The following is a 14,479-nucleotide window of genomic DNA, read 5'->3' as shown; positions in this document are numbered from 1 at the left end:
ATTAGCAATGGTCATACCCGGACCACGCAGTGTAGGGAGAACAAGGTGGACCCACTGGAAACTGAGGAACAGCCGGGCTATGTCGAACGGCGCGTGCGAAGACATCGCGGCGGCGATAGCGCCGTCGCAAACGATAACGTCGGTCAGGAATGGCCCGTCGCGCTCGTCTATAACGGCATCTCGCACGCGGTGATGATGTGCACGCCGCGCGATCTCGAAGCGTTCGCCGTGGGCTTCTCGCTGACCGAAGGCATTGTCGAGCGTGGCAGCGATATTCACGACATCGAAGTCTATTACCGCGACGACGGTCACGCGCTGCCGCATGCCGAAGTGCATCTGCAAGTCGTGCAGCAGGCATTCGCGTCGCTGAAGGACAAGCGCCGCGCGCTCGCGGGGCGCACCGGCTGCGGCGTGTGCGGCATCGAGAGTATCGACTTGCTCGATCTTCAGCCGGAGCGCGTGCCGGATACCGGCTTTCTGGCGCGCGTCGCGTCGGATGCCATCGAGCGGGCGGCTCGCGAACTGCCGGCGCATCAGCGCTTGACGAAGCTCACCGGCGGCCTGCATGCCGCCGCCTGGTGCCATGAGACCGGCGCGGTGCGGTATGCATTCGAAGACGTCGGCCGTCATAACGCGCTCGACAAGCTCATCGGAGAACTCGTGCTCCGGCGCGAGAACACGACGCAAGGCTTCGTGTTTCTGTCGAGCCGCGCGAGCTATGAACTCGTGCGCAAGTCGGCGCGCGTCGGCGTGCCGATGGTCGCGACCATCTCCGCGCCGACGTCGCTCGCTATTGCCATCGCGAAGCAGGCGGGGTTGCGGCTCGTGAGTTTTGCGCGGGAGGGGGGGTTTGTGGAGTATGAGGTGGAGTAGGAGGTGAGTGAAGGCGCCGCTCACTGCCCGCCGCACGACACGTCGCCTTCCTTGCAGTGCAACTGCGCGGCGAGATGCGCGGTTTGCGCTTGCGTCAGCTTTTCGACGCACATCGCGGTTTGCATCGAATTGATGCTGCCGCCGCGCGTGCCCATGGTGTCGAACGTGCATTGCGCGTCGCGCCATGCGATCCACGCGCGCTGCGCCTTGCGCAATTGCTCCGCGCCTTCTTTGCTCACCTTCGAGAGCAGCGTGCGGTAGGTGTCGTTGAGCTTCTGGTCCGCGGCTTTCAATTCGCGGCCCACGCACTCGTTCATCGCCATTTGCGTGCTCGCGTTGTCCATGCACGCCGACGAGTCCGCCCACGCGGGCACGGTCGCACAGACAAGCGTTGCGAGAAGAAGCGGTCTGAGTCGCATGGAACGTGTCTCCGCGTGAACGGCATCGGCTGCGAGCCGCTTGTCAGCGGCACGGGCTTACTGAAACCGGCTGAAATCCGCTTTCCGCTTCTCCAAAAACGCCGCAAACGCCTCGCGCGCCTCCGGCCCTGCAAGCATCCGCGAAAAATGCGCCGCCTCTTCTTCCATGCGCGCGGCCACTTCGTTGCGTTGCTCGCTCTTCATCAGCGCCTTCGTCGTCTTGAGCGATGACGCCGGCAGCGCCGCCAACCGTCTCGCTCGCTCGAACGCATAGGCATCGAGTTCGGCCGCATCGATCGCGCCGTTGACGAAGCCCATGCTGATCGCTTCGTTCACGTCGAACGCCTCGCCGAGCAGCAGCTTTTCCGCCGCGCGCTGATAACCCGCGATGCGCGGCAAGAGCAAACTCGACGCCGCCTCCGGACACAGCCCGAGTTGCACGAACGGCAGCGAGAACTTCGCGTTCTTCGCGGCATAGGCGATATCGCAATGCAAGAGCATCGTCGTGCCGATGCCGACCGCCACGCCCGATACCGCCGCGACGATAGGCTTCGGCATGCCGCTCAGGCGTCGCAGGAACTGGAACACGGGCGCGTCGAGACCTTTCGGCGGATCGTTCAGGAAGTCTTCCAGATCGTTGCCCGCGCTGAACGCGCCGCCGTTGCCGCGCAGCAGCACCGCGCGCACCGTCGGATCGTTTTCCGCTTCGTACAGACCGTCGGCCATTTCCTGATACATGGCCGCCGTGATGGCGTTCTTTTTCTCGGCGCGATTCAAGACGATGCTCAACACGCCTTGCGCTCGTTCGATGACGATATCCATGCGGCGTCTCCTCCTGTTGTTGGCCCGCGAGCGCAGCCGCCCGCGGGCCGCCCGATTACATCCGCTCGAAAATGCCCGCTGCGCCCATGCCGGTGCCGACGCACATCGTCACCATGCCGTACTTCAGGTTGCGGCGGCGCAGGCCGTGGATGACCGTCGCGGAACGGATCGCGCCCGTCGCGCCGAGCGGATGCCCGAGCGCGATCGCGCCGCCGAGCGGATTCAGCTTCGACGTGTCGAGGCCGAGGTCGTTGATCACCGCGAGCGATTGCGCCGCGAACGCTTCGTTCAGTTCGATCCAGTCGAGGTCGTCCTGCGTCAGACCCGCGTTCTTGAGCGCGGCCGGAATCGCTTCCTTCGGCCCGATGCCCATGATTTCCGGCGGGACGCCGCGCACCGCGAAGCTCACGAAGCGCGCGAGCGGCGTCAGATTGAACTGCTTCAGGATCTTCTCGGACACCACGATCAGCGCGCCCGCGCCGTCCGACGTCTGCGAACTGTTGCCCGCCGTCACCGATCCCTTGTTGGCGAACACCGGGCGCAGTTTCGCGAGCGTTTCGAGCGACGTGTCCGCGCGCGGGCCTTCGTCGAACGCAATCTCGCGCGCATTCACGCGCACTTCGCCGGATGCGAGATCCGGAAAGCGTTCGTCGAGCGTGTAGGCGGCGATCTCATCGGCGAATTCGCCCGACTGCTGCCCGGCCAGCGCCTTGCGATGCGACTCCACCGCGAACGCGTCCTGCGCCTCGCGGCTCACCTTCCAGCGTTCCGCGACGCGTTCGGCGGTGAGGCCCATGCCGTACGCAATGCCGATGTCCTCGCTGCGATCGAAGATATGCGGCGACAGCGACGGCTTGTTGCCCATCATCGGCACCATGCTCATCGACTCGCAACCGCCCGCGAGAATCGCATCGGCCTCGCCGACGCGAATGCGGTCCGCCGCCATCGCGAGCGCGGTGAGACCCGACGCGCAGAAGCGGTTCACCGTGACACCGCCGACCGTCTGCGGCAGTCCGGCGAGCAGCGCGCCCATGCGCGCGACGTTCAGGCCCTGCTCGGCTTCGGGAATCGCGCATCCGACGATCGCGTCTTCAATTACCCCGGTATCTAGCCCCGGCACCTGCGCGACAGCAGACTTGATCGCGTGGACGAGCAACTCGTCCGGGCGTGTGTTCTTGAACACGCCGCGCGGCGCCTTGCCGATCGGCGTGCGGCTCGCGGCAACGATATATGCTTCCTGCAATTGTTTGCTCATAACCAGCTCCGATAGTCCGCGCGCTCAGTTGCGAACCGGCTTGCCGGTCTGCAACATGCCCATGATCCGTTCCTGCGTCTTTTGCGTGCCGAGCAGTTCGATGAACGCGCGGCGCTCCAGCCCAAGCAGCCATTCCTCGTCGACAAGACTGCCGCCTTCCACGTCGCCGCCGCACACCGCTTCCGCGATACGGCTCGCAATCAGGAAGTCGTGATCGCTGATGAAGCGGCCATCGCGCATATTGACGAGCGACGCCTTGATGGTCGACAGCGCCGAGCGGCCCGCGACCGGAATCTGCTTCGCGCGCAGCGGCGCGCGGTAGCCGGAATCCGCGAGCGCGCGCGCTTCCTTCTTCGCGATGTCGAGCAACTCGTGCACATTGAAGACGATCGTGTCCGACGGTTTCAGATAGCCCATCGCGCGTGCTTCGAGCGCGGAGCCGGAGACTTTCGCCATCGCCGCGTTTTCGAACGGCTTTTGCAGGAACTTGAGCAGATCGCTCGTCGCGTTGACGGCGCTCGCGGCGTCGGCTGCACGCAATGCGGCTTCCTTCAGTCCGCCGCCCGCCGGCACGAGACCCACGCCCACTTCCACGAGTCCGATATAGCTTTCGATATGCGCGACGCGCTTGGCCGAATGCAGCATCAGTTCACAGCCGCCGCCGAGCGCAATGCCCGACACCGCGCAGACCACCGGCACGTTCGCGTACTTCACGCGCATCATGCTGTCCTGGAACTTCTTGACGAACGGCTCGATGCCTTTCGCGCCGCCCATCATGAACGCGGGCATCGCTTCTTCGAGATTCGCGCCCGCCGAGAACGGACCGCCCGGCGCGCCGAGCGTGAGCGAAGTCGGCTGCCAGATCACCACGCCGCGGTATTCCTTCTCCGCGAGTTCGATGGCCTGCGTGAGGCCGTCGAGCACGCCGGGACCGATGGTGTTCATCTTCGTCTTGAACGAGACGATGACCACGTCGCCGTCGTCGCGGTCGAGCCAGGCGCGCACGCTGTCGGTTTCGAAGAGCGTCTTGCCGAAGGTTTTCGGATCCGCGCCGCTTTCACCGACGAGCGGCGCGCGGAACACTTGCTTTTGATAGACCGGCAGCGTCGAACGCGCGACGAAGCGACGTGCCTGCGGCGACCACGAGCCTTCGTTCGAGTGCACACCGCCCTTCTCTGCGACGGGGCCGTCAAGCACCCAGGCGGGCAGCGGCGCTTTGGAGAGCGCCTTGCCCGCGTCGATGTCTTCCTGCACCCATTGCGCGACCTGCTGCCAGCCGGCCGCCTGCCAGCTTTCGAACGGGCCCTGGTTCCAGCCGAAGCCCCAGCGGATCGCGAGATCGACATCGCGTGCGTTGTCAGCGATCGACTCCAGATGCACCGCGATGTAATGGAACACGTCGCGGAAAATGGCCCAGAGGAACTGCGCCTGCTTGTTGTCGGTTTCGCGCAGGAGCTTGAGGCGCTCGGCGGGCGGGCGCTTCAGAATGCGGCCGACGAGTTCGTCCGCCTTAGCGCCCGCCTCGACGTATTGCGCCGTCTGCGGGTCGAGCACCTTGATCGCCTTGCCTTCCTTGCGATAAAAGCCCGCGCCCGTCTTCTGCCCGAGCGCGCCGTTCTTCACCAGTTCGGCGAGCACGGGCGGCGTGGCGTAGACCGGGAAGAACGGATCGTCCGGCAAGTTGTCCTGCATTGTCTTGATGACGTGCGCCATCGTGTCGAGGCCGACGACATCCGCCGTGCGGAACGTCGCGGACTTCGCGCGGCCGAGGCGCGCGCCGGTCAGGTCGTCCACTTCGTCGAAACGCAGGCCGAACTTCTGGCTCTCGGCGATCACCGCGAGAATCGAAAACACGCCCACGCGATTCGCGATGAAGTTCGGCGTGTCCTTCGCGCGCACGACGCCCTTGCCGATGGCGCTCGTCAGAAACGTTTCGAGCTGGTCGAGAATCTCGGGCTTGGTCGATTCGGTCGGAATCAGCTCGACGAGATGCATGTAGCGCGGCGGATTGAAGAAGTGCACGCCGCAGAAACGCGCCTTGAGTTCATCGGAGAAACCGTGCGACAACTCGGTGATCGACAAGCCCGAGGTGTTGCTCGCGAAGATGGCGTGCGGCGCGATATGCGGCGAGACCTTCTTGTACAGGTCGTGTTTCCAGTCCATGCGCTCGGCGATCGCTTCGATCACGAGATCGCATTCCGCAAGGCGCGCGATGTCGTCTTCGTAGTTCGCGGGCTCGATGTACTGCGCGTCGTCCTTCATGCCGAGCGGCGCGGGCGACAGCTTCTTCAGATTCTCGATGGCCTTGAGCGCGATGCCGTTCTTCGGACCTTCCTTCGCGGGAAGATCGAAGAGCAGCACGGGCACGCGCGCGTTGATGAGATGCGCGGCGATCTGCGCGCCCATCACGCCGGCGCCGAGCACGGCGACTTTGCGGATGTTCAGGGTGCTCACGGGAAAGCCTCCGTATGGGGTTTGCTTTTTAGCCCGCGGCGCAGTCGAAGTCGATTGCGCCGCCAGGCGTTTGATCGAGATGTCGCGGTTCGAAGAGTCGAACCGTCGCGTTGCGCTCGTACTTAGAACAAGGCTTCGTCGTAGTCCATCATCGGCTTGGCGCCCGCGCGCGCGGCGCGGATGGTCGAAGCCGTTTCGGGCAGGAGCTTCGCGAAGTAGAAACGCGCGGTGGCGAGCTTGGCCTTGTAGAACGCATCGCCTGATGCGGCGTTGTCGAGCGCCACGCGCGCCATGCGCGCCCAGAAGTACGAGAACACCAGATGCCCGACCGTGCGCAGATACGGCACGGCTGCGGCGCCCACTTCGTCGGGGTTCTGCATCGCCTTCATGCCGATTTCCATCGTGAGCTTCTGCACCTTCTCGCCGATATCCGCGAGCGGGTTGATGAACTCCTGCATCTCCGGCTTCACGCCTTCCTCTTCGACGAAATCCGTCACGATCTTGCCGAAGCGCTTCAGCTTCGCGCCCATGTCGCCGAGAATCTTGCGGCCGAGCAGGTCGAGCGCCTGAATGGAGTTCGTGCCCTCGTAGATCATGTTGATGCGCGCGTCGCGCACGTACTGCTCCATGCCCCACTCGGAGATGAAGCCGTGGCCGCCGTAGATCTGCATGGCGAGGTTCGTGCCTTCGAACGCGTTGTCGGTCAGGAACGCCTTGATGACCGGCGTGAGCAGCGCGACGAAATCGGCGGCTTCGCGGCGCGCGGCTTCGTCTTCGTGCGAGAGTTCCTTGTCGATGTTGAGCGCGGCCCAGTACGTGAACGCGCGGCCCGCTTCGGCGTACGCCTTCTGCGTGAGCAGCATGCGGCGCACATCCGGATGCACGATGATCGGATCAGCGGGCTTCTCGGGCGCTTTCGGGCCGGTGAGCGAGCGCATTTGCAGGCGCTCTTTCGCATAGACGAGCGAGTTTTGATACGCGACTTCCGTCAGCCCCAAACCCTGCATGCCGACGCCCAGACGCGCCGCGTTCATCATCACGAACATGGCGTTCAAGCCCTTGTTTGCTTCGCCGACGAGCCAGCCCTTCGCGCCGTCCAGGTTCATCACGCAGGTCGCGTTGCCGTGAATGCCCATCTTGTGCTCGATCGAGCCGCACTTGATGCCGTTGCGTTCGCCCGGCGCACCGCTCGCGTCCGGAATGAACTTCGGCACGATGAAGAGCGAAATGCCCTTCGTGCCGGCCGGCGCGCCGGGCAGCCGCGCGAGCACCAGATGGACGATGTTCTCGGCCATGTCGTGTTCGCCGCTCGAAATGAAGATCTTCGTGCCGGTGAGCGCGTACGAACCGTCGGAATTCGGCTCGGCTTTCGTGCGCAGGATGCCGAGGTCGGTGCCGCAATGCGATTCGGTCAGGCACATGGTGCCGGTCCACTCGCCGGAGACGAGTTTCGCGAGATACGTCGCTTTCTGCTCCGGCGTGCCGTGCGCGTGCAGGCATTCGTACGCGCCGTGCGAGAGGCCCGGATACATGGTCCAGGCCTGATTCGCCGAGTTGAGCATTTCGTAGAGCGCGTTGTTGACGAACGCGGGCAGCCCCTGGCCGCCATATTCGGGATCGCAGCCGAGCGCGGGCCAGCCCGCCTCGACGTACTGGCGATACGCCTCTTTGAACCCCGACGGCGTCGTAACGATGCCGTCGCCCTCGTAAGTGCAACCTTCGCGGTCGCCGCTCTGGTTCAGCGGAAACACGACTTCGGAGCAGAACTTGCCGGCTTCTTCGAGCACCTGGTTAATGGTGTCCGCGTCCAGGTCGGCATGCTTCGGCATGCGCTTCAGTTCGGCTTCCACGTTCAGCAGTTCGTGCAGCACGAACTGCATGTCGCGCAAGGGGGCGGCGTACTGTCCCATGAGTCTCTCCAGTTTCTAGAAGCTTGCGTCGTGCGCCGCCGAACCCTTGGGACGATTCGATCGGCGCCGCTAACGGCTGTCCGTTTGATGCGAAGTTAGATTCGTCGCCGCGCTCGTGGCTGCGTGGGCGGCCGGCCCGCTGGTTTCGCGGCCGCCGCCATCGGCAGACGAGTGCGACGTCTGATATGAAACGATCGTCTTCTCCAGCGCGTCCCGCGTCAGTTGCACCGCTTCCGGCAAATGCAGGAAACGCGCGTCGTGATGCAGGCCGAGCGTGAAGCTGTACAACTCGAAGAGCATCAGCTTCGGATCCGTCTCCGGCTTCAGATGCCCTTCTTCCTTCGACTGGCGAATGGCTCGCAACAGCGCCTCGCGCCACGTCGTGACACTGTGAACCAGCTGCTCGCGCACCGCGCTCGCCGCGCGATCGTCGTACTCCACCGCGCCGCTGATATAGATGCAGCCGGTGGTGACTTCCTCGATGCGCTTTTCCATCCAGCGGCTCATCATCGCGCGCAGTCGCGGCAAGCCGCGCGGTTCGCGCAAGCTCGGGAAGAACACTTCGTCTTCGAACCGGCGGTGGTACTCGCGCACCACTTCCACTTGCAGATCTTCGCGCGATCCGAAGTGCGCGAACACTCCGCTCTTGCTCATCTGCATCCGCTCGGCCAAAAGACCGATGGTGAGTCCTTCCAGTCCGTCCCTGCTCGCCAGATCCAACGCTGCGTCGAGAATCGCGGCCCGCGTCTGTTCGCCTTTTCGCATGATCCCACCGTCCTCTCGTGACCCCATTGAAAACGAACGGCCGTTCTATTATTGTGGCCGATCGCTGCTGAAACAAGCAAAATTTTAGAAAGCGGTGTCTAACTGCCGCAGCAACCAATAGGATAAGTCCTATTTTTGCCCGCCCTATTGTCCTTTTTTATGCGCGGACTGCATCTAAGTGACTGCCCGACTTCCCATTTGATGGGAGCATATTGACGTTCGGCAGCTATCTTAGCGAAGCAGCAGTAATTGGGCCGTCAATCGTATTGGCCGATGGTGATGAGTTTCATCGTCATGCGGTAGGTGTTGTACGCGAGCCAACTCAGGATTCGCTCGCTTAACGGGCGCGACGCGTAGTGTTTTTCGTCGATTCGACCGCCTTCGTCGAACGCCTGGAGGATCGCGTCGTGCAAGCCCGCGATCTCCGCGTGGTTCACGAGCACCATGTTGGCTTCGTTGTTCAGCACGAGAGAAAGCGCGTCGAGATTGGACGAGCCGATGGTCGCCCAGTCGGCGTCCACGACCGCGACCTTGCCGTGAAGAATCGTCTTCTCGTACTCGGCAATGCGCACGCCATTCTTCAGCAGATTGCCGTAGAGGAACGGCGTGGCGTAGTCGAGCGCGACGAACTCCTTGCGCCCGATCACGAGCGACACGCGTACCCCGCGCCGCGCCGCGAGCACAAGCGCGCGGCGCAGCTTGCGGCCCGGCATGAAGTAAGGATTGGCGAGCAGCACTTCACGCTCCGCGTGGGCGATGGCTCGCAGATACGCCTTTTCGATAGCCCGCCGGTTTAGCAGATTGTCGCGCGCGACGAACGCGACGCACGGTTGATCGACCGCATGGATTTCGCCGAGCTGCGCGCGGCGCCGCGCGCGCATCGCGCGTCGGGAAGTCCGGCGGTTATGGTCCGGCTGCGGCTCGCAGGACGACGAACGCGGCTCACGCGGCTTAACGCCGAGCCGTATGCGCTCCCATTGAAGGTCGAACGCATCGCGCACGTCCTTGACCACCGGCCCCTGCGCCTCCATCGCGAAGTCCCAGCGCGGCTCTGGCAAGCGCGTGCCGTTCTGGTCGTAGTCATCGACGATATTGATGCCGCCGCAAAACGCGTACGTGTTGTCGATCAGCGCGAGCTTGCGATGCGTGCGCGAAAAGCCGAGCGGCCCGAACAGCAGATGCGGATTGTAGATTCGATGCTCGACGCCGCCCGCTTTCCACTGCTCGAACATCGGCAGATTGCCGTCGGTGCCGATGCCGTCCGTGATCACGCGCACCGTGACGCCGCGCGCCGCGGCCCGCAAGAGCGCGTCGGAGACGGCGCGGCCGGCGTCGTCGTTCGCGAAGATGTAGGTTTCGAGCGAAACCGTGTTCTGCGCGCCGTCGATCCGCTCAATCAGCGCGGGAAAGAACTGCGCGCCGCTCTTGAAAATGCGGACCTGGTTGCCCGCGGTGAAGCAGAAGCGCGGCGGACGTCGCCCGGAGAAGAGCGCCTGGCGCAGTCGCTTGAAGCTGCGCCGCGGCCGCACACCGATCATCGGCTATGCGCCGCGAGGCGCTCGGGCAATTGAAGAATGGCTTCGCGGTTGGACCACGAGAAGCAGCGGTCGGCGGCTTCGCGCAACGGCAGCCACAGATGCGAGGTGTGTTCGCGCGGCGCGAGCGTCACTTCCAGACAATGCGGCACGCAGAGACTGAACTGGTGTTCGGTGTTGCGCGTGATGCCTTCAGCGTAACGGTGCCGCCATTGCGGATAGATGTCGTACTGAATGCTGTGATGCCAGTTCAGCAGCGCATTCTGCGGCACCAGCGGACTGCCGACGATGATGCCCGTTTCTTCCTGCACTTCGCGCGCGGCGGTTTCTTCGAGCGGCTCGTCGATGCGGTCTTTCGAGCCCGTCACCGATTGCCAGAAGCCCGGATGATCCGCCCGCTCGATGATGAGCACGTCGAGGTCGGGCGTGTGAATCACGACCAGCACGGATTCGGGGATTTTCGGTGGCTTCTGCATGACCATGTGAACTTGCGCGTTGTCTCGTATCCGGCAACGACTGTAGCGCAAAAAACGAAAAAGGCGCACTCGGCGCCTTTTTCGTCACAACATTAACAATGCTTATTGCGTCTTTTGTTCGGGTTGCCGCAGACGGATGTGCAGCTCGCGCAGCTGGCGCTCGTCGACTTCGCTCGGCGCTTGCGTGAGCAGGTCCTGCGCGCGCTGCGTCTTCGGGAACGCGATCACGTCGCGGATCGAATCGGCGCCGGACATCAGCGTCACGATGCGGTCCAGACCGAACGCGATACCGCCGTGCGGCGGCGCGCCGTATTGCAGCGCGTCGAGCAGGAAGCCGAATTTCAGGCGCGCTTCTTCCGCGCCGATCTTCAGCGCGCGGAACACCTTGCTCTGCACGTCTTCCTGGAAGATACGCACCGAACCGCCGCCGATTTCCCAGCCGTTCAGCACCATGTCGTACGCCTTCGCGAGACAGCGGCCCGGATCGGTTTCGAGGTATTCGAGGTGCTCGTCCTTCGGGCTCGTGAACGGATGGTGCGCGGCCACGTAGCGGTTTTCTTCCTCGTCGTATTCGAACATCGGGAAGTCGATCACCCACAGCGGCTTCCAGCCGGATTCGAGCAGGCCGTTCGCCTTGCCGAATTCCGAATGGCCGATCTTAAGGCGCAGGGCGCCCAGGCTGTCGTTCACGACCTTCGTGCGATCCGCCGCGAAGAAGATGATGTCGCCGTCTTCCGCGCCGGTTCGCTCCATGATAGCGGCGAGCGCCGCGTCATGCAGATTCTTGACGATCGGGCTTTGCAGACCGTCGCGGCCCTTGGTCTTGTCGTTGACCTTGATCCACGCGAGGCCCTTCGCGCCGTAAATGCGCACGAATTCCGTGTAACCGTCGATATCGCCGCGCGACAGCTCGCCGCCCTTCGGCACGCGCAACGCAGCGACGCGGCCGTCCTTCGAATTGGCCGGCATGCTGAACACCTTGAAATCGACGTCCCTGACCGCGTCGGTCAGGTCGGCGAATTCGAGCTTCACGCGCAGGTCGGGCTTGTCCGAGCCGAAACGGCGCATTGCTTCCGAGTACAGCATGACCGGAAATTTCTCCGGCAGCGCGACGTCCATCGTCTCCTTGAAGACGTGGCGGATCATGTTTTCGAACAGATCGCGGATTTCCTGCTCGTTCAGGAACGACGTTTCGCAGTCGATCTGCGTGAATTCCGGCTGACGGTCCGCGCGGAGGTCCTCGTCGCGGAAGCACTTCGTGATCTGGTAGTAGCGGTCGAAGTTCGCGACCATCAGCAATTGCTTGAACAATTGCGGCGATTGCGGCAGCGCGAAGAACTGTCCCGCATTCACGCGCGACGGCACGAGATAGTCGCGCGCGCCTTCCGGCGTGCTCTTGGTCAGCATCGGCGTTTCGATGTCGATGAAGCCTTGCGCGTCCAGATACTTGCGCACTTCGATCGCCACGCGATAGCGCAGGCGCAGGTTCTTTTGCATCTGCGGACGGCGCAGGTCCAGCACGCGATGCGTGAGGCGCGTCGTTTCGGACAGGTTGTCGTCGTCGAGCTGGAACGGCGGCGTCACAGACGCGTTCAGCACGTTCAGTTCATGACACAACACTTCTATCTTGCCGCTCGTCAGATTCGCGTTGACCGTGCCTTCCGGACGGTTGCGCACGACGCCCTTCACCTGCACGCAGAACTCGTTGCGCACGCCTTCGGCCACCTTGAACATCTCGGCGCGATCCGGATCGCAGACGACCTGAACGAGCCCTTCGCGATCGCGCAAGTCGATGAAGATAACGCCCCCGTGGTCGCGGCGGCGATGCACCCAGCCGCACAGCGAGACGGTTTGGCCCAGCAGGACTTCGGTCACCAGACCGCAGTATTCAGATCGCATCGACATGATGTTGTGTCTTTCGTTGTTCGTTGATGAACGGCTCGCGTGCGGATCGCGCTCTTCGTCGGCTCGATTCGCGGCACGCGCGCCGGCATTACATCGGCGGCTCGGTGGGGCGGCGGGCGGGCGCGACCGACAGCGGCGCGCTCGGCGCGGGGGCGACCACGCCCATCGAGACGATGTACTTCAGTGCGGCGTCGACGGTCATATCCAGCTCGACGACCTCGCTTTTCGGCATCATCAGGAAGAAGCCGGACGTGGGGTTCGGCGTGGTCGGCACGTAGACGCTCACGTGATCTTCCTTCAGATGATTCAACACGTCGCCGCCGGGAATGCCGGTCAAAAACCCGATGGTGTACGAGCCCTTGCGCGGATATTCGACCAGCAGCGCCTTGCGAAATGCATTGCCGCTCGACGAGAGCAGCGTGTCCGAAACCTGTTTCACGCTCGTGTAGAGCGGGCCGACGACCGGAATGTGGCGAAGAATGGCGTCCCACCAGCCGACGAGTTTCTGCCCGACGAAGTTCTGCGTAAAGAGGCCGACGACGAAGATGAATGCGAGCGTGAGCAGCGCGCCCAGTCCCGGCAGATGGAACCCGAAGACACGCTCCGGCTGCCACGCGGCCGGCAAAAGGAGCAGCGTCTGATCCATGGTTCCGATCACGAGGCCGAGCACCCACAGCGTGATGGCGAGCGGCACCAGCACCAGCAGGCCGGTGAGGAACACGGTTTTCAGCGTAGTCTTTTTCGTGGTCACGTTGTTGTCGCTAGGGTGACGGGCGTCGGGTTGGCCGCGATCTGCGCGCGCTCAGGGCGCGCGCTCTGACAGGCGGTACGGGACGGATTGCGCAGCCGGCGCGAAGCTCGCGCCGTGCGTGACGTGTGCGCTTTCAGGCTGCGCCCGAAGGCGTCGCGGGCGTCGCGGGCGTCGCAGTCGTGGATGCGCCGGCGGCAGGCGCTGCGCTCGCAGACGTCGATGCATCGGACGATGACGCACTGCCCGCTTTCGCGCTATCGCCGGAATTCGAATTGCCCGCGTTGTCGCCCGACTTCGGCGCAGCGGAACCGTTGCTGCCGCCGCGGAAATCGGTGACATACCAGCCGGAGCCCTTCAACTGGAAACCAGCCGCGGTCACTTGCTTGGAAAACGCGTCCTTTCCGCAGGCGGGACATTGCGTGAGCGGTGCGTCGCTCAACTTCTGAAGCACGTCTTTTTCGTGGCCGCAGGATGCGCAGCGGTATGCGTAAATCGGCATGGCACTCTTCCTACAATGATCTGTCGACGCTTGCAAAGCCTTGAATTATAGCCGCAAACGCGCTTCGGCCCGCCATTTTCGGCCGGCCCCGCGCCGTGCGGCTTCCTCGCCAGATGGGGGCGAAGACGAAAAATTCAAGCGCGCCGCCACGTCAGCCAGCGTTCACGGCCGGCAAAGACCGGTATGGAGCCGCTGACTTCGCGATCGTCGATCAATTCGAAGTGGGGAGCGAGCAGCGCGTCGAGTTCATTGCGCTCGATGCCGAACGGCGGTCCTTTCGGCGTCGCGCCGATGAAAAAGAAGCCCGCGAGCAGCGCGCCGGGGCGCGCGAGCGCCGCCATGCGCTTTGCGTAATCGGTCCAACGGTCTTTCGGCAGCGCGCACAGAAAGGCGCGCTCGTAGATCCAGTCGGGCGCGAACGGCGGCTGATAGGTGAAAAAATCGGCTTCTTCGACGACGCCCGCGTGCGCGCCCAACTGAGCGCGCGCCGCCGCGACCGCGCTCGGCGAGAAGTCGATGGCGCGCACGCTCATGCCCCGCTCGGCCAGATACGCCGCCTCGTAAGCGTTGCCGCAGCCGGGAATCAGCACGCGCGTGGCTTCGGGCGCGGCCAACGTGGACACGAACACGCGAAACGCATCGGGCACACCTGCCTGATCCCACGGCATGAAGCGTCGATCGAACCGTTCGTCCCAGAAACCGGGCGAATTCGGGTCGCGGTTCTCGAAGGACGGAACGTCGGCATTGCCGGAATTGCTCATCGAATCTCCTCGCGCCGGCTGCAAGAGGCGCCCGCTCCGCGCCGGTCGCCGTGA

General features: G+C 63.8%; 13 protein-coding genes. 1 reads left to right on the top strand and 12 read right to left on the bottom strand.

The window, feature by feature from the left end; all coding sequences use genetic code 11:
• The first annotated feature begins 45 nt into the window (after window positions 1–45).
• Window positions 46–873, top strand: coding sequence for a formate dehydrogenase accessory sulfurtransferase FdhD (gene fdhD / locus HWX53_RS03385; RefSeq protein ID WP_175939429.1), 828 nt, complete (start codon window positions 46–48; stop codon window positions 871–873).
• 20 nt (window positions 874–893) lie between these two features.
• Here the strand turns inward: fdhD and HWX53_RS03380 are convergent, their stop codons facing one another.
• From HWX53_RS03380 to HWX53_RS03325, 12 genes are all read right to left on the bottom strand, one after another.
• On the bottom strand, window positions 894–1,292 hold the full coding sequence (locus tag HWX53_RS03380) for a lysozyme inhibitor LprI family protein (RefSeq protein ID WP_175939428.1): 399 nt from the start codon (window positions 1,290–1,292) through the stop codon (window positions 894–896).
• Between the two features lie 57 nt (window positions 1,293–1,349).
• Window positions 1,350–2,114, bottom strand: a complete 765-nt coding sequence (locus HWX53_RS03375) for an enoyl-CoA hydratase (RefSeq protein WP_175939427.1) — start codon at window positions 2,112–2,114, stop codon at window positions 1,350–1,352.
• Between the two features lie 55 nt (window positions 2,115–2,169).
• Complete coding sequence (locus tag HWX53_RS03370) at window positions 2,170–3,369, bottom strand: acetyl-CoA C-acyltransferase (RefSeq protein WP_175939426.1); 1,200 nt, start codon at window positions 3,367–3,369, stop codon at window positions 2,170–2,172.
• A 24-nt stretch (window positions 3,370–3,393) separates the two neighbouring features.
• Entirely contained in the window at window positions 3,394–5,823 is a 2,430-nt protein-coding gene (locus HWX53_RS03365) for a 3-hydroxyacyl-CoA dehydrogenase/enoyl-CoA hydratase family protein (protein WP_175939425.1), read from the bottom strand.
• A 122-nt stretch (window positions 5,824–5,945) separates the two neighbouring features.
• On the bottom strand, window positions 5,946–7,733 hold the full coding sequence (locus tag HWX53_RS03360) for an acyl-CoA dehydrogenase C-terminal domain-containing protein (RefSeq protein ID WP_175939424.1): 1,788 nt from the start codon (window positions 7,731–7,733) through the stop codon (window positions 5,946–5,948).
• Between the two features lie 69 nt (window positions 7,734–7,802).
• A complete protein-coding gene (locus tag HWX53_RS03355; protein WP_175939423.1) occupies window positions 7,803–8,498 on the bottom strand; it encodes a TetR/AcrR family transcriptional regulator in 696 nt (231 codons plus the stop codon).
• 257 nt (window positions 8,499–8,755) lie between these two features.
• Window positions 8,756–10,036 carry a phospholipase D-like domain-containing protein gene (locus tag HWX53_RS03350; protein ID WP_175939422.1) on the bottom strand — a complete coding sequence of 427 codons (1,281 nt, stop codon included), beginning with the start codon at window positions 10,034–10,036 and terminating at the stop codon, window positions 8,756–8,758.
• Complete coding sequence (nudB, locus tag HWX53_RS03345) at window positions 10,033–10,509, bottom strand: dihydroneopterin triphosphate diphosphatase (protein ID WP_175940585.1); 477 nt, start codon at window positions 10,507–10,509, stop codon at window positions 10,033–10,035. The genes HWX53_RS03350 and nudB overlap by 4 nt, the downstream gene beginning before the upstream one ends.
• 102 nt (window positions 10,510–10,611) lie before the next feature.
• Window positions 10,612–12,414, bottom strand: coding sequence for an aspartate--tRNA ligase (gene aspS, locus HWX53_RS03340; protein ID WP_175939421.1), 1,803 nt, complete (start codon window positions 12,412–12,414; stop codon window positions 10,612–10,614).
• 88 nt (window positions 12,415–12,502) lie between these two features.
• Window positions 12,503–13,165 (bottom strand): DUF502 domain-containing protein, encoded by a 663-nt coding sequence (locus HWX53_RS03335; RefSeq protein ID WP_175939420.1) that lies wholly within the window; start codon window positions 13,163–13,165, stop codon window positions 12,503–12,505.
• A gap of 133 nt (window positions 13,166–13,298) precedes the next feature.
• Window positions 13,299–13,664, bottom strand: a complete 366-nt coding sequence (locus HWX53_RS03330; RefSeq protein WP_175939419.1) for an FmdB family zinc ribbon protein — start codon at window positions 13,662–13,664, stop codon at window positions 13,299–13,301.
• Window positions 13,665–13,798: 134 nt separating this feature from the next.
• Window positions 13,799–14,425: a methyltransferase gene (locus tag HWX53_RS03325; RefSeq protein ID WP_175939418.1), complete on the bottom strand. Its 627-nt coding sequence runs from the start codon at window positions 14,423–14,425 to the stop codon at window positions 13,799–13,801.
• Between the last annotated feature and the right edge of the window lie 54 nt (window positions 14,426–14,479).

The organism is Caballeronia sp. BCC1704 (assembly GCF_902833455.1).
Classification (GTDB): domain Bacteria; phylum Pseudomonadota; class Gammaproteobacteria; order Burkholderiales; family Burkholderiaceae; genus Caballeronia.
Note: the sequence above shows the minus strand (reverse complement) of the source record. Positions and strands in the feature narration are given on the sequence as shown.